The sequence below is a fragment of the Pantoea anthophila genome, from assembly GCF_026104315.1.
GTDB lineage: Bacteria > Pseudomonadota > Gammaproteobacteria > Enterobacterales > Enterobacteriaceae > Pantoea > Pantoea anthophila.
The window spans coordinates 194,205-208,387 of record NZ_CP110471.1; the positions used below are offsets into that span (position 1 = coordinate 194,205).

Sequence of the window (14,183 nt, forward strand, 5' to 3'; positions counted from 1 at the left end):
TGGCACAAATTCAGTAAAATGTAATTTCATCGATTCGGGATTGCTCCTGGCCCTCTGACAGATTGCCGCATTTTAAGGGAAGCGGTACTTTGCTGGCACAGTTCATTTCTCTGCGATTCATAACAACTGCTGGCCCGGATTCAGGAAACGTCTAATGAAAATTCCAGCCTGACGTTTTTATCTCGGTCATGATTTTTATTTTTTGCCGCTTACGCTTTATTTCTGAAAAGCAGCCTGTGATTTTCTTCTTTTAGCGCCACTCTTGCTGATTTTATGCGTAGCATCATGCTCGTAAGATTATTTAACATGCTGATCAGGCAGCAGGTTATCTGAGTTATTGACGGGACTAAGAATCGTCTTAAAAGCTCATGGAAGAAACTATACAGTGAATTTCGGCCCGGTACAGATATCAGGGTGAAGCTATTGCTTATAAAGACTATATATTTATTTTTAATCGAAACGGGAATAATCAGCGCGATTATTCCCTGAAGAAATTAATAATAAAAAGTTGTGTTTAAACACCATTCAAACCACGCTTGTTGAGTCCTTAACATTTAAAGTGAGATGAATATGGAAAAGCACAGAGGCGGATCGGGTAATTTCGCAGAAAATCCCCAGCGGGCTTCAGAAGCAGGGCGGATTGGCTGAAAAGCCAGTAGTGGAAATTTTAAAAATAACCCTGAACGGGCCGTTGAAGCGGGACGTAAAGGGGGTTCAGTGAGCCGTCGCGGTAAAACGCAGGAAACCCGTGCCTGACTCCGCTATTGCTGCACGGTATTCAGATCTATTTTGTCCGGAACTTTGTGCCGTGCAGAGTTCATTTTCTCCCGCCCTATTCAGGAGTACACAATGCAATATACAAAAACGGTGAAAGGGCTGCTGGCTGTCTCAGCAGTGGTGACCTTGTTCTCTACTGGCAGCGTGCAGGCTCAGACGCAGACGAACACACCGCAAAGCGGTAATCCCGCCTCCTCCGCATCGAACGGAAAACTCAGCGCCGGCGACCAGAAAGCGGTTAAAGAGATGGCGCAGGCCAATATCAACGAAATTGCCGCCGCAAAAATCGCGCTCAGTAAGTCGCAAAGCGCTGACGTTAAGGCCTTCGCTCAGAAGATGGTTGCCGATCACGGCGCTGCCCTGACCAAAGTGCAGAAGGTCGCTCAGCAAAAAGGGGTCGCGTTACCCACCGAGCCGGATGCCACCCATAAGGCGATGGCCCTGGAACTGGAAAAGCAGAGCGGCGGGGCATTTGACAAAATGTATATGGGAAATGCCGGCCTGAAAGACCATAAAATGGTACTGTCAACGCTGGAAAGTGATGCTAAGACGATAAAAGATCCGGATGTAAAAGCGCTGGCCGACGCGCATACCCCGGTTGTCGGGGAGCACCTGAAATCTGCCCAGCAGATGTCGCAGTAACCGGCTCAGGGTTTACTGAGTAAACAGCGTGCCGGGTGGGCAGGGCGTCCGGAAGAGTGGACGCCATTTGTCGCGATGTACCGGCCGGACAAGACGCTGTCTGTAACTCCTGATGCGCCCTCATCCAGCTTCCTCTCTGAAGCACAGATGATTAAAAGAAAGACGCAAAGTCGTTTGACACCTCAGCCTACCTACTAGTAGATTAATTGCAGGCCCGGCGCGATTAACGGGTTCATCGTTCTGTCAGAGGCAAAACGTGAAGGATGACGCGCGAATGAGCGTTGACGTTAATTTCTGCAATGTTGAGTGTGTTAATGAATAAATCTTCTCTTTCTGACCGTCAGAAATTAGCGCGTCTGGCGATAATCGCTGTCATACCGTTACTGCTGATTGCGCTCTTACTGTGGGCGGGTGGCTGGCTGGACAGGTCGCGGCTGTCTTCGGATAAGCTGGTCACGGCTTTAGAAAAGTCGGGCGGCAGGCATCCAGGCTTTCGCCGCAATCATGCTAAAGGCGTCTGTATTCTGGGCTACTTTTCGGCAAACGGTAACGCCAGTGCCCTGTCGCGCGCCGCGCTGTTCGCGCCAGGGGTGACGCCTGTGGTGGGTCGTCTGGCGATTGCAGGCGGCAATCCCCATGCGCCTGACTATACGGTGCCGGTGCGCAGCATGGCGCTGGCCTTTTATCAGAAAAATGGTGAACAGTGGCGAACCGGCATGAATGCGATGCCGTTCTTTCCGGTCCAGAGCGTGGAGGGTTTTTACGATCTGCAGGCCGCGACGCTGCCGGATGCCAGAACGGGTAAACCCGATCCCGCTAAAGTTCAGGCTTTTGTGCAGCAGCACCCGGAGATCAAACGCTTTTTTGGCTGGGCAAAGCAGGCAGTGCCTTCTTCCAGCTGGGTAAGCGATCGCTTTAACAGCCTGAACGCCTTTAATTTTATCGATGCCGCAGGCCATTCCCATCTGGTGCGCTGGAGTATGGTGCCGCACGCTGACTATCAGCCGATAGCCGTAAAAGAGAAGGGGGACGCTGACTTCTTACGGAACGATTTGCAGCAGCGACTGGCACAGGGGCCGCAGCAGTGGGACCTGATCATCACCGAGGCGGATGCAGGGGATAAAGGCAATGATGCGTCGGTGGCGTGGCCAGACGACCGCAGGAAAATCAATGCCGGAACCCTCACCATCCATACGATGACGGCTCAGCAGGATGGCGCGTGTAACGACATCAATTACGATCCGCTGATTTTACCGGATGGCATTGCAGCCTCGGATGACCCGCTTCTGAATGCGCGTTCATCTGCGTATGCCAAATCTTACAATGCTCGCACCCACGAACAGGCCGGGGCTCACTGATGAAACAGAAAAACACTTTTCACCCGGCTCTGCGCATCATCCACTGGCTGATGGCCGCGGCCATCATGGCAATGCTGTTTATGGGTGTCGCCATGGTGTCCACGGTGTCGTCATGGCACAGCCTGCTGGTGGCCATACATAAACCGCTGGGTCTGATGATTCTGTTGCTGGTGATTGTGCGGCTCTGGCTGCGCTTCACTACCGCCAAACCCGCCCTGCCGGCTACGCTACCGGGCTGGCAGAAGGGGTTAGCGCATCTGTCCCACTGGGCGCTGTATGCCATGATGCTGGCTCAGCCTCTCATCGGCTGGGCGATGCAGTCGGCCGCTGGTTATCCCATTACCCTGGGTAACCGGGTGCTGCCGGCCATTTTTCCTGTCAGCAACGACGCCTATGCTGTGCTGCGGCCGCTTCACAGCTGGGTTGCTTTGGCCCTTTTCATGACGGTGATGTTGCATCTTGCCGCTGCCCTGTTCCATGGGTTGATACTCCGTGATGGGGTGTTCAGCAGTATGGCTGGCCTGAGTAAGCGTAAAGGAGGCGCGCCAGGCTCGCTTGACAACCCACATGGCGGTCAGTAGGTTCAGGGCCGTTTACCGATTTGCCGTTAACTGATCTCAACTGCCGGAGCATGCATGAGTACCCAACGTTCACAGAAAGCCGAAGAAATAATGCACCATACCCGAATGCTGCTCACCTCCGGCGGATATAACAGCTTCAGCTATGCTGATTTGGCTGAGCGGGTAAAAATCCGCAAATCCAGTATTCATCACCATTTCCCCGCCAAAGCGGATCTGGTGCAGGCGGTGGTGAGTGATTATCGTCAGCAGGCACAGACAGGCATGGCGGCAATCAGTCAGCACTTCGCCGGAGACGCCCTGGGAGAAATTAACAGCTATGTGAACTTCTGGGCCACCTGCATAAAAGAGAACAACTCGCCTTTCTGTATCTGTGTGATGCTGGCTGTGGAGTTACCGGTTTTACCTGAAGAGGTCGCTCGGGAAGTGACCGGACATTTTAGCGATCTCACGGAATGGCTGACCGCCGTGCTGGACAGGGGAAATAAGAGCCATCTCTTTAGCCTGCAGGAAAGTGCAGCAGCAGAAGCGAAATCGGTTATGGCGACGGTACATGGTGCGATTATTGCTGCACGCGCTTTTAATAATCCCGACATATTTTTGCAAATTGTCGAACCGGTAATAAAAAGATTACTGAAAAGTCACTAATCGAGTCCGGGTAAATAGCCGATTTTGCGGCACCTGTTAATATTTTCCAGCTTTCATTTAAATTCAGCGCGCTGCTGCTGAATTTTATTGCGGGCTATCCAGAAGAACGGTTAATTATCCCCGATAATTAAATTATCCGGAATCTCTGCCATGCATCCGCTGGCGGAACAGATCGCTTTTGTCTCAGCAAACACGAGGAGGTTATTTATGACGACAGTTCGTGCTCTGCCATCATTACCTGTTCTCTCTTCATTCTGTTTAAGAATGAGTAACCAGCCTGACGCCATTGAAGCCGGTTTTCAGACGCAGTTGCAGAATCAGGTCCGGCTTTCACTGGCTCATAAGGTCCCGCTGCCCGCCGGGCAAAAGATAGCGGCCGTTGCCACTCCCCAGCGGACGCACATTGATGCACTTCTTGCGCAACTGCTGGCTGACAGAAAGCGAGTCTCTGAGGCCGTCTGCCATGCGGGAGAGCATCGTGAATCTGCCTCCCTGCCGTGCCAGCTGATGAATAAAGGAGATCTCGCCTTAAGGTGTGACGCTGACGGTTATTCACTGATCCCGGACGTGCCGTTTGTCTGCCCGCTACCTTACCCGCCAGGGAGTGTGAGCCCGTTAACGCCGATTGTTATCTGGACTGCGCCTGAGTTCGCCCGGTTCCCTGCTTTGAGCCCCAGAGGAGGGCCATTGCGAATACGCAGTGTTCGTCTGATAAACAAAGCCGGTTATCGCCGGAGGGGAATTAGCGAAAACGACCTGAATGATATTGCCCCGTCTCACTGAAACGCCTGGCTCTGAGTCAGTCAGAGCCTGTGAAAATATTTACCTTCAGATCAAACCGGAGAGTTATTATGCAGACCGCTCAACCATCGATTACGCACGCCCAGAACCAATGGCTTCAGTCTTATTACTATATCCGTGCGACCGCATCTGTTATCTGGATTTTACTCGCGGTGTTGATTGGTAAAGATCATCCCGGCATCGGAGCCGTTCTCTTTATTCTCTATCCGGCCTGGGATGCCTTCGCGAATTATTTAGATGCCAGTAAGTCAGGCGGATTAGCGGTAAATCCACCGCAGAAGTTTAACCTGATTGTGAGCCTGATTGTCGCGGCGGCCATTATCTGGTCACTCTCCGTCAGTATAAATGCGACCATCAAAGTCTTTGGCATCTGGGCAATATTTTCGGGCCTGCTTCAGCTTTCGGCGTCCCTCCGCCGCTGGAACTCTTCCAATGGGCAGTGGGCGATGATTTTAAGTGGTGCGCAATCTGCGCTGGCGGGCATTTTTATGTTCAGGCAGGCGAGCAGTGATATGCATCTGGATGTCACCACGGTTGCCCCCTACGCGGCGTTTGGCGTCTTCTATTTCCTGATTTCCGCCATCACGCTGACCCTTAAAAATGGTCGCAGACGTAAAGTGACGGTGTAAGCCACCTGACGCCGTCATACTCTGTCAGTCGGGTTCCGGGGCTAGCATCGTTTCTGCAAGATCAAGCAGGGCACGCAGCCGGTCCATATGACGGAGGTCCTGATGATAACCTGCCCAGATATCCCTTGAAGGCGGCATATCTGGCGTGGCAATGCGCTGCAGGCCCGGCGTGGCGTCGCCCAGTGGCTGAGGCAGAACGGCGACGCCCATCCCGCGCAGGCACATCTGCGCCTGCACAGCCCGGCTGGTGCTTTTGAATGCCGGGGCAGACTGCGGAAACCGTTCCAGAAGCCAGGAAACGTCAGGAAAATGTGACTGTGCGCTGTTCATCAGGATCAGCCCCACCGAAGAGGGGGCGCTTACCAGCGCCTCCGCCTTCTCTGGCGTCCCGTAGAGGGCATAAGGCACGCTCATCAGACGTCGCTGAACGATGTCGGGATCGGTAAAAGGCACAATTCGAAATGCGACGTCGGCATCGCGGCGCGACAGATCGAGCAGGCGAAAGCTGGCGATTACCTCCGGCACGATCGCCGGATGACGGCGCGTCAGTTCGCTCAGAACCGGTGCCAGCACGTAGTTAGTAAACCACTCTGCCGCGGAGATACGTAGAATCCCTTCAAGGCGTTCGTGATTTCCGGCCAGGCGTCGCTCCATCGCCAGCGCCGAATTTTCCATCGCTTCGGCCAGTTTCATCACGCCGTCACCGGCATCGGTCAGCACCAGGCCATCCTGTGTCCGGCGAAACAGTGCCTGCTGCGCCTCATCCTCCAGGGCCTTTATGCGGCGTCCTACCGTCGGATGACTCACGCCCAGACTCAGGGCCGCTTTCCCGTAAGAGCCGTTACGCATGACGGCAAGAAATACCTGAACATCACTCCACTCCACAGCCGCGCCCCTCCGTACAAAAATGAACATCGAATATACAAAAGTGTCAGTTCTCAAACAACTTTGAAGGTATCAACATAGCTTTTATCGGGTCGCCGCAGGCGTCTTTATCAGGAAGCTAACTATGAAGAGATTAAAAGACAAAGTCGCTCTTGTTACCGGTGGTTCAAAAGGTATCGGAGCCGCAATAGCCCGTCAGCTGGCCGCCGAGGGGGCGAAAGTGGTTGTCAGTTACCTCTCAGACAGAGAGGGGGCTGAGCAGGTGGTCGCCGCTATCGACGCGGCCGCGGGTGAGGCGCTGGCTGTGGCGGCCGATGTCACCAGCCAGGCCGGCGTTGAAGCTCTGGTCAGCGCCACGCTCGCGCATTACGGACAGCTGGATATTGTGGTGAACAACGCCGGTGTTTATCAGTTCGCTGCCATTGAGGAGAGCACCGAAGCGCTCTATCGCCGCCAGTTCGACATCAATGTTCTGGGGCCGTTGTTAGTCACCGCGGCGGCCGTCCCTTACATGGGCAGGGGAGGCAGCATCATCAACATCAGTTCGTTTGTCACCCGCGTCTTCATCGCCGAAAGCGCCATCTACAGCGGGGCTAAAGGCGCGATAGATGCCATCACAGGGGTTCTTTCAAAAGAGCTCGGCCCGCGCGGCATCCGGGTAAATGCGGTCAATCCCGGTCTGATCGAAACAGAAGGAAGTCACAGCGCTGGCCAATGAATTCAGCGTTTCAGACGTGGAATGAAGCGCAGACGCCGCTCGGCCGTATCGGTCAGGTGGACGATGTTGCACCGATCGTCTCTTTTCTCGCTTCAGAGGAAGCGGGCTGGATAAACGGTGAAGTGATACTGGCCTCCGGCGGTATGCGCTGATTGTCGCGCCGCTGGGCTGACAGAGGCGACACGCCCCTTCCGATCCCTTGCTTCATGTCCCTGACGGGGGACGTTTCCATTTTCTAAGGAGTGATTAATGTCCATACATCACATCCCGCAGGCCGAGCCACGTCGCTGGGCCATGTTTATCATTTTACTGGTCGGCGCTTTCCTGCCGCCGCTCGATTTCTTTATCGTCAACGTGGCACTGCCCGCGATTCAGCATGAACTGGGTACGTCATCCTCGGCGGAGCAGCTGGTGATCTCCTCTTATGCCGCGGTGTATGCGGTGACGCTGATTACCGGAGGACGTCTGGGTGATATCTATGGTCGTGGCAGGATGTTCTTTCTGGGGCTGATCGGTTTTGCCGCTGCCTCTGTGCTGTGTGGTTTTGCCTGGTCACCCTGGGTTCTGATTGCCGGACGCATACTGCAGGGGGGGACAGCCGCCATTATGGCCCCACAGGCGCTGGCTTCCGTTCAGGCTATTTTTCCTGAAGCGGAGAGACCGCTGGCGCTGAGTATTTATGGTGCCGTGTTTGGGCTGGCTTCAGTTATCGGGCAGGTGCTGGGGGGCATTCTGATTCAGGCCGATCTGTTTCATCTCGGATGGCGGGCAATTTTTCTGGTTAACCTGCCGGTAGCGCTGCTGGTTGTTCTTTTTGGCCTGCCGCTGCTGAAGGAAACGCGGGCACCTTCCGCTCAGCGACTCGATCCTGTTGGCACACTGCTGGCAACGCTGACGCTGAGCGCGCTGATTGTTCCGCTGATTGAAGGCCGGGAGGCAGGGTGGCCCTGGTGGACGTGGCTGCTCTTTGTGACGGTCCCGCTGCTGGCCTCGGCATTATGGCGTTATGAGCATCGCCTCAGCCTGAAGGGCGGAACGCCACTGCTGAATCCGACTGTGCTGCGCGCGCCGGGCCTGGGGCAGGGACTGGTCATCGTTCTGCTGTTCTATTCGATTGGTACCTTCTTTCTGCTCTTTTCTGTGTATCTGCAGGGCGCGCTGCATCTGAACGCGCTGACAGCAGGCACGCTTTTTCTGCCCTTTGGTCTGGGATTTCTGATCGGGCCACTGCTGACCCCTTACCTGAGACGCTTTGTCGGCAACCTGCTCAGCGCCATCGGGATGGGATGCGAGACCGCGGGACTGGCGGGGCTGGCATGGCTGATCGCCACGACGCAGACAGGCCACTCTCCCGCCATGCTGCCGCTCGCGGCGCTCCTTTTTCTGACGGGGCTGGGTCAGGGGCTGGCCATGCCAACGCTGGTGCGGATGGTGACAGGCCAGGTTGCGGCGCCATTTTCAGGGATGATTGCGGGCGTCACCAGCGCCGCGTTGCAAATCAGCACGGCGCTCAGCGTGGCCGTCATTGGCGGACTTTTCTACAGCCTGCTCGGCAGTGATAAAAGTGCAGCCGGGATTTCGCAGGCGTTTATCGTTGCGCTTTTGACGATGGCCGGCTGCCTGGCAGTGGGGGCAGGGCTGAGTATCCGCTTAATCCGGCGCACCTCCGGGCGCACGGACGTCCCAGCCAGCGTTTCCCTTCCATCCCGCCGTCGCGGAACCGGTTAGTCATCCGTCGAGCGCGTAACCGTTTCCCAGCGATCGATCTCCTCACTGAGTGCCGTCAGCTTCTGGCGCACTAAGTCCAGGGCATCACTGCCCAGCAACAGATGAGCGGGTGGATTGTGGCTTTCAATCAGCGCCAGTATGGCCCGGGCAGCCTTTGCGGGGTTACCGCGTTGCTTTCCGCTCTTTTCTTCACGGGCCTGACGGATGGGGTCGAATAATGCGTCATAGTCCGGAATCGTGCGCGCGCTTCTTACCATCGAACGCCCCGCCCAGTCTGTGCGGAATGAGCCGGGGGCCACAGCGGTAACCGCGATATTAAAGGGTGCCAGTTCCTTGCCTAAGGTTTCTGAAATGCCCTCTAATGCAAACTTGCTGCCGCAGTAGTAGCTGATGCCGGGCAGGGTGATAAAACCGCCCATCGAGGTGATGTTAATGATATGGCCGCGACGGCGCTGACGCATGCCCGGCAGCAGAGCCTTGATCATCGCGACCGCGCCAAAGACATTAACGTCAAACTGGTGGCGCATCTCTTCCAGAGAAGACTCCTCCATGATGCCTTCGTGGCCGTAACCGGCGTTGTTTACCAGCACATCAACTTCACCGAAGGTAGATTCAATCTCCCTGACCACCTCATCAATACGCTCAGCCTCTGTCACATCCAGCAGACGGCCTGCCGCACGCGCAGGATCCAGCGCCTCAAATGCCTCCAGCGCGGCACGGTTACGCACCGTGCCGATGACCCGATGCCCGGCCCTGAGTGCCTCCTGTGCCAGAGCAAGACCAAACCCGCTGCTGACACCTGTGATCAGGATTGTTTTTGCCGTTGTCATAATCAGAACCTCCATGAATTGTCGGAATTGCATGGTATTCTCTGTGGAGCCGGATTTTCAGGCCCTTTCTTCTCGTTTTCTTGCCTGATCTTATGAGGTGCAGCGATGTCCGACATGATCACCCTGATAAAAGCCCTTGCCCCGCAGGAGGGCTACAACCTGACTGCGTTATCGGGTGTGCGCATTTTGCGTTCCGATCGCCCGCTGGCCAGAACGCCGGTGCTGTATGACCCCGGGATCGTGATTGTCTGTCAGGGCAGCAAACGCGGTTATTTTGGCCAGCAGACCTACATCTATGATGAACAGCACTATCTGGCGGTGTCCGTGCCGGTTCCGTTTACGATGGAAACCGACGCTTCAGCAGCGCATCCCCTGCTGGCCATTTATCTGCATCTGGATTTTCAGCTGGCCGCTGAGCTTATGTTGCAGATCGATCAGCATGAGGCGCTGCACCCTGCAACCGCGCCACAGAGCATGATCTCCAGCCCGATGGATGAGCCGGTGAGGTCAGCTGTAGAGGGGTTGCTTAAGGTCCTGAACAATCCGCTTGAAGCTGAGATTCTTGGCCAGGCGCGGTTGCGGGAGCTCTATTTTCGCGTACTGACCGGTGCGCAGGGTAACGCCATGCGAGCCGCGCTGGCGTTACAGGGGCAGTTCAGCAGGATAGGAAAAGTATTGCAGCGCATTCATGCCACCTATGCAGAATCCGTGACGCTGAGTGAGCTGGCTTATGAAGCGGGCATGAGCGTGCCGACCTTTCATCTTCATTTTAAAGCGATCACCCGCTTGCCACCGATGCAGTATGTGAAATCGGTACGCCTCCACCAGGCGCGAATGCTGATGGTTCGTCAGCAGATGACCGCGGCCTCGGCCAGCTTCGCCGTGGGCTATGAGAGCCCTTCGCAGTTCAATCGTGAATTTAAACGCTTGTTTGGTCTGCCTCCGGCAGAGGAGATCAAACGCATGCAGAAACACTTTGCTGTTCCGCCTGCGCAGGACGCCTCAGTTTTCGTTTCTTCACACTGACGCCGGGCTGACACTATTTTCTGGCCACAATCCGCATTTCCACCAGCGCATTCTCCGGAATGAATTCCGACACGCCGATCGCGGACCATGCCGGATAGGGGGCCTTGATATAGGCATCTTTCACGCTGGAAAACACGGCGATATGTTTTTTCAGGTCGATATGAAAAGTGGTCATCTCCACAATGTGGTCATAGGTTAGACCGGCAGCGTTCAGGTAAACGCCCAGCTTATAAAACGCATCATGAAATTGCTCGCCAGGATCTGTGCTTATCGGTTTGTCCTTACGCGCAGCGGTAACCCCTGAGAGATAGAATGTGCCATCGGATTCGATAACCGGAGAGAAGTGCCAGTCATGGTAATAGTGTTTAAAGTCTTCAGGGACGATGGGTTTTTTCAAGATCTCTCACGCTGATGAGCTTAGTGATTCAGGTCTGTTCTGCATCCCGATCTCTGCTCAGAGGTCAAATCCGCTCAGACCGGCTTAATCACCAGGTTAGCGCAAATGAAGGTTGCCGTCAGCTACACTCAGCATTCTTAACCCGCAAAAGGAAGAGATCATGAAAAAGTTACAGATGGCCCTGCTATCACTGCTGGTGGTTCTGCCGGTGACGGCCATGGCGCAGAAAGCAGAGATGAATATGACGCACGGCATGCCGGATTCTCCCGCATCAAAAGAGTACATGGCAGGCATGCAGAAGATGCATCACAACATGATGGCGGCAATGAAGGAGCAGGATCCTGACAGGGCCTTTGCCAGCGGCATGGCCGAGCATCACAAAGGAGCGATTGCCATGGCTGAAACGGAGCTGAAATATGGTAAAGATCCTGAAATGAGAAAGATGGCGCAGGAGATCATCAAAGCGCAGAAGGGTGAAATCGAACAGCTGGAAAAATGGCTGCAGAAATAATGGCTGCGATGGCGTGAAGCGCATTCACGTGATGATCTTCACAACGTTACCGCCAGAGAGTCTTGCTGCCGTTGCTGGTGCTTTATTAAACCCGCAGGGCTGACTTGTGGGTTTAAGATTCAGGAGAGTGTGATGATCTGGCTCGTGACAAAATATGCGATAACGGCCTTTATGGTTGTACTGATCTCAGAAGTGGCAAAGCGCAGCGACCGGCTCGGCGGCCTGCTCGCGGCCCTGCCGCTGGTGACCCTGCTGGTGCTTATCTGGATGAAGCTGGAAGGGCAGGCACAGGAAAAAATTGCCGCTCACGCCTGGTATACCTTCTGGTACGTGGTGCCGACACTGCCGATGTTTATCCTGTTCCCCTTTATTTACCCGCGTGCTGGCTTCTGGCTGACACTGCTCATCGCCTGCGCGATAACCGTCGTGCTCTTTGCCCTCTGGGCAATATTACTGAAGCGATTTGGAATCATTCTTCTCTGAATAAGTCTGCATGCGTTAATAAGCGCTGAAAAAGGCCATTCCACTTGCTGCCTTAATACCGGCATCTGTCACCATGAAGTGGCGGTGAATTAAATCCTCAGACAGAATCAGAATGACTATTTTATGCGGCCAGTTTGCGTTAAAACACCATTTCTTCATTGTCTGTGCGAACATTAAAATAATCTTTTTCTTAAAGCAGGAAACGCGGCTTTAAGAGATCGTGAGATTGTCAACTTTGCCGCGTTAGCTAATATTTCAGAGACGCAATCGATATTAAGGAACTCCATCATGTTTAAGCAACGTACTCTTAAAGCAGCCGTTGCGCTGGTTATAGGTTTTGCCGTCTGTGCTGCACCGGTTTATGCAAATCCTGGCAATGGCAATGGCAATGGCAATGGCAATGGCAATGGCAATGGCAATGGCAATGGCAACGGTCACGGCGGTGGTCAGGGTAACGGGAATCACGGGAACAATGGCGCGCACGGCAATAAAGGGCCGGGTAACGCAAAATCAAAAAACGAACATGGTCATCGTAAAAATGCCGGGAAACCCGATCGCGTAGACGCTGACATCAACTTCTCTCGTGCACGGAGCCTTGCCGTCAACTATGGCCTGGTCGGCTATCAGTCCCTGCCGCCGGGCATCGCGAAGAAAGTGGCACGCGGTAAACCGTTGCCGCCTGGTATTGCGAAAAAAGCGTTGCCCGCTTCCATGCTAAACGATCTGCCTTACTATCCGGGCTACGAGTGGCGAGCCGTGGGCGACGATTTAGTGCTGATTGCCCTGAGTACGGCAATCGTGACCGCCGTCATCAACGGTGTGTTTGATTAACCCCGTAACAGAGACTCCGCTCAACGCTGGCGGAGTCTTATCAGGGGCAGGTAATACCTGAGAGATTAAACGCTGCGATAAGTTGTGTATTATTGTCAGGCTATCAGAACAGGCTAATCAGGAAAAAGCATGGACAGGGACACACTGGTTACACTTTTAAAATTCAAACGCTGGATTGATGCCGAAACCCTTAAAACGATTAAAGGCCTCAGCGACAATGCTGATGCACATAAACGTCACCTGATGTTAAGGCTGATGAACCACATATATGTGACAGACATGATTTTCAGCGCCAATATTTCGGGCAAGCCGCACGGCTATACGGCCCTGAACACGCCTGAAACACCCACAGCAGAAGAGCTTGAAGTTAAAATGGCCGCCTGTACCAACGGCTATATTGAATATGTCAGCGCACTCTCTCCCGCCGATTTAGACGAAATGATTACATTCCGTTTTGTCGATGGAGGCGAGGGCAGAATGAGGGCCGTTGATATGCTGAATCACATGCTTTTGCATGGAAGCTACCACCGCGGCGCGACAGGCTGGTTAATCTCGGAGTGCGGCGGTGTTCCGCCAAAAGATGTGCTGACCGTTTTTCTGCGGGATCACAATCACTGACAGGAAATACCTTTGGCGGCGTTGATGGCCGCCATACGTCTTCACGCAGCCGTCTTATATCCCCAGACTGGCCAGCAGATCATCCACATCATCCTGACTGGCGGCTGGTTCAGCTGAGAACGCAGGTGCCGGCGGCGTAGCGCGCGCGGCGCTGGATGGCGAGGCTGATTTATCGCGGATCACCTGGATTAACTGCTGCTCTGCCTGATTCAGCACCGCCATCATCGCCTGCACGATCTGTCCGGTAATATCCTGGAATCCCTGCGCCATCATAATGGCGTGAAGATGCTGACGTGTCAGATTCGTGGCATGAGGGACATCGTCCAGCAGGGCTACGGTATCTGCTGCTAGCAGATGTGTTTGCTCTTTCGTCAGGGGCTCTGCTGACGTGGCATTCCAGCGCTGCAGTAATCGATCGGCCTTTTCTGTCAGCTGAGTCTGCACAGGCTGAGTAATTTCAACGCTGTTAATAACCTCATCTGCGGCTTCACGGGTCAGTGTGACCACGTAGCCCAGCCTTTCACGCGCGTTGGGGATGCTTCCCGCAACCTCGGCAATGGTTTTATCCAGTCCCAGCTGTTGCAGACTGTCCCGAAGCGTCCGCAGGATAGCGCCCGCACGCGCCGTGATCTCGGTGATTTCCTGTTGCTCACTATGGGTATCGGGTAATGACATGGGTGCTTTCTCCTGCGTAGGCAATGTCGCTATCTGCTGTTATCGGCA

At 54.4% G+C, this 14,183-nt stretch carries 16 protein-coding genes and 2 pseudogenes; 14 read left to right on the forward strand and 4 right to left on the reverse strand.

What is annotated here, in order from left to right; translation table 11 throughout:
* The first annotated feature begins 570 nt into the window (after positions 1-570).
* The 7 genes and pseudogenes from OJ965_RS00955 to OJ965_RS00985 all read left to right on the forward strand — a co-directional run bounded on the left by OJ965_RS00955 (position 571) and on the right by OJ965_RS00985 (position 5,433).
* A pseudogene (locus tag OJ965_RS00955) lies at positions 571-756 on the forward strand (con-10 family general stress protein).
* Between the two features lie 93 nt (positions 757-849).
* Entirely contained in the window at positions 850-1,419 is a 570-nt protein-coding gene (locus OJ965_RS00960; protein ID WP_265135522.1) for a DUF4142 domain-containing protein, read from the forward strand.
* Between the two features lie 314 nt (positions 1,420-1,733).
* Complete coding sequence (locus tag OJ965_RS00965) at positions 1,734-2,777, forward strand: catalase family peroxidase (RefSeq protein WP_265135524.1); 1,044 nt, start codon at positions 1,734-1,736, stop codon at positions 2,775-2,777.
* Entirely contained in the window at positions 2,777-3,358 is a 582-nt protein-coding gene (locus OJ965_RS00970; protein WP_265135526.1) for a cytochrome b, read from the forward strand. The genes OJ965_RS00965 and OJ965_RS00970 overlap by 1 nt, the downstream gene beginning before the upstream one ends.
* Positions 3,359-3,412: 54 nt before the next feature.
* Positions 3,413-4,003, forward strand: coding sequence for a TetR/AcrR family transcriptional regulator (locus OJ965_RS00975; RefSeq protein ID WP_265135528.1), 591 nt, complete (start codon positions 3,413-3,415; stop codon positions 4,001-4,003).
* Between the two features lie 150 nt (positions 4,004-4,153).
* On the forward strand, positions 4,154-4,786 hold the full coding sequence (locus OJ965_RS00980) for a hypothetical protein (protein WP_265135530.1): 633 nt from the start codon (positions 4,154-4,156) through the stop codon (positions 4,784-4,786).
* 68 nt (positions 4,787-4,854) lie between these two features.
* Positions 4,855-5,433 carry a DUF308 domain-containing protein gene (locus OJ965_RS00985; protein ID WP_265135532.1) on the forward strand — a complete coding sequence of 193 codons (579 nt, stop codon included), beginning with the start codon at positions 4,855-4,857 and terminating at the stop codon, positions 5,431-5,433.
* Positions 5,434-5,457: 24 nt separating this feature from the next.
* Here OJ965_RS00985 and OJ965_RS00990 read toward each other — a convergent pair whose 3' ends face one another.
* Entirely contained in the window at positions 5,458-6,318 is an 861-nt protein-coding gene (locus tag OJ965_RS00990) for a LysR family transcriptional regulator (protein WP_265135534.1), read from the reverse strand.
* 124 nt (positions 6,319-6,442) lie between these two features.
* Here OJ965_RS00990 and OJ965_RS00995 point away from each other — a divergent pair.
* Together OJ965_RS00995 and OJ965_RS01000 are read left to right on the forward strand one after the other, a co-directional pair.
* Positions 6,443-7,188, forward strand: a pseudogene (locus tag OJ965_RS00995) (SDR family NAD(P)-dependent oxidoreductase).
* 97 nt (positions 7,189-7,285) lie between these two features.
* Positions 7,286-8,764 (forward strand): MFS transporter, encoded by a 1,479-nt coding sequence (locus tag OJ965_RS01000; protein ID WP_265135536.1) that lies wholly within the window; start codon positions 7,286-7,288, stop codon positions 8,762-8,764.
* Here the strand turns inward: OJ965_RS01000 and OJ965_RS01005 are convergent.
* Positions 8,761-9,594 (reverse strand): oxidoreductase, encoded by an 834-nt coding sequence (locus OJ965_RS01005; protein WP_140029132.1) that lies wholly within the window; start codon positions 9,592-9,594, stop codon positions 8,761-8,763. The genes OJ965_RS01000 and OJ965_RS01005 overlap by 4 nt on opposite strands.
* 105 nt (positions 9,595-9,699) lie before the next feature.
* On the opposite strand from OJ965_RS01005, the gene OJ965_RS01010 reads away from it, so the two are divergent.
* Positions 9,700-10,620: an AraC family transcriptional regulator gene (locus tag OJ965_RS01010; RefSeq protein WP_265135539.1), complete on the forward strand. Its 921-nt coding sequence runs from the start codon at positions 9,700-9,702 to the stop codon at positions 10,618-10,620.
* A gap of 13 nt (positions 10,621-10,633) precedes the next feature.
* Here OJ965_RS01010 and OJ965_RS01015 read toward each other — a convergent pair whose 3' ends face one another.
* Positions 10,634-11,017, reverse strand: coding sequence for a Rid family hydrolase (locus tag OJ965_RS01015; RefSeq protein ID WP_265135541.1), 384 nt, complete (start codon positions 11,015-11,017; stop codon positions 10,634-10,636).
* A 175-nt stretch (positions 11,018-11,192) separates the two neighbouring features.
* Between OJ965_RS01015 and copM the strand changes: the two genes are divergently transcribed.
* The 4 genes from copM to OJ965_RS01035 all read left to right on the forward strand — a co-directional run bounded on the left by copM (position 11,193) and on the right by OJ965_RS01035 (position 13,460).
* Positions 11,193-11,528 (forward strand): CopM family metallochaperone, encoded by a 336-nt coding sequence (copM, locus tag OJ965_RS01020; protein WP_420874781.1) that lies wholly within the window; start codon positions 11,193-11,195, stop codon positions 11,526-11,528.
* Between the two features lie 132 nt (positions 11,529-11,660).
* A complete protein-coding gene (locus tag OJ965_RS01025; protein ID WP_009092904.1) occupies positions 11,661-12,011 on the forward strand; it encodes a DUF3147 family protein in 351 nt (116 codons plus the stop codon).
* A gap of 288 nt (positions 12,012-12,299) precedes the next feature.
* On the forward strand, positions 12,300-12,842 hold the full coding sequence (locus OJ965_RS01030; protein WP_265135545.1) for an anti-virulence regulator CigR family protein: 543 nt from the start codon (positions 12,300-12,302) through the stop codon (positions 12,840-12,842).
* A 129-nt stretch (positions 12,843-12,971) separates the two neighbouring features.
* Positions 12,972-13,460, forward strand: a complete 489-nt coding sequence (locus OJ965_RS01035; protein WP_140923401.1) for a DinB family protein — start codon at positions 12,972-12,974, stop codon at positions 13,458-13,460.
* A 54-nt stretch (positions 13,461-13,514) separates the two neighbouring features.
* Here OJ965_RS01035 and OJ965_RS01040 read toward each other — a convergent pair whose 3' ends face one another.
* Positions 13,515-14,135 carry a protein phosphatase CheZ gene (locus tag OJ965_RS01040; RefSeq protein WP_058957135.1) on the reverse strand — a complete coding sequence of 207 codons (621 nt, stop codon included), beginning with the start codon at positions 14,133-14,135 and terminating at the stop codon, positions 13,515-13,517.
* Positions 14,136-14,183: the final 48 nt, after the last annotated feature.

What these genes read in the sequence shown, in the direction of transcription:
- copM (WP_420874781.1), top strand. Translation starts at nt 11,193, where the DNA reads ATGGCCCTGCTATCACTGCTGGTGGTTCTGCCGGTGACGGCCATGGCG.
- OJ965_RS00985 (WP_265135532.1), top strand. Translation starts at nt 4,855, where the DNA reads ATGCAGACCGCTCAACCATCGATTACGCACGCCCAGAACCAATGGCTT.
- OJ965_RS01000 (WP_265135536.1), top strand. Translation starts at nt 7,286, where the DNA reads ATGTCCATACATCACATCCCGCAGGCCGAGCCACGTCGCTGGGCCATG.
- OJ965_RS01035 (WP_140923401.1), top strand. Translation starts at nt 12,972, where the DNA reads ATGGACAGGGACACACTGGTTACACTTTTAAAATTCAAACGCTGGATT.
- OJ965_RS00970 (WP_265135526.1), top strand. Translation starts at nt 2,777, where the DNA reads ATGAAACAGAAAAACACTTTTCACCCGGCTCTGCGCATCATCCACTGG.
- OJ965_RS00975 (WP_265135528.1), top strand. Translation starts at nt 3,413, where the DNA reads ATGAGTACCCAACGTTCACAGAAAGCCGAAGAAATAATGCACCATACC.
- OJ965_RS00965 (WP_265135524.1), top strand. Translation starts at nt 1,734, where the DNA reads ATGAATAAATCTTCTCTTTCTGACCGTCAGAAATTAGCGCGTCTGGCG.
- OJ965_RS01030 (WP_265135545.1), top strand. Translation starts at nt 12,300, where the DNA reads ATGTTTAAGCAACGTACTCTTAAAGCAGCCGTTGCGCTGGTTATAGGT.
- OJ965_RS01010 (WP_265135539.1), top strand. Translation starts at nt 9,700, where the DNA reads ATGTCCGACATGATCACCCTGATAAAAGCCCTTGCCCCGCAGGAGGGC.
- OJ965_RS01040 (WP_058957135.1), bottom strand. Translation starts at nt 14,135, where the DNA reads ATGTCATTACCCGATACCCATAGTGAGCAACAGGAAATCACCGAGATC.
- OJ965_RS00980 (WP_265135530.1), top strand. Translation starts at nt 4,154, where the DNA reads ATGCATCCGCTGGCGGAACAGATCGCTTTTGTCTCAGCAAACACGAGG.
- OJ965_RS00960 (WP_265135522.1), top strand. Translation starts at nt 850, where the DNA reads ATGCAATATACAAAAACGGTGAAAGGGCTGCTGGCTGTCTCAGCAGTG.
- OJ965_RS01025 (WP_009092904.1), top strand. Translation starts at nt 11,661, where the DNA reads ATGATCTGGCTCGTGACAAAATATGCGATAACGGCCTTTATGGTTGTA.
- OJ965_RS01005 (WP_140029132.1), bottom strand. Translation starts at nt 9,594, where the DNA reads ATGACAACGGCAAAAACAATCCTGATCACAGGTGTCAGCAGCGGGTTT.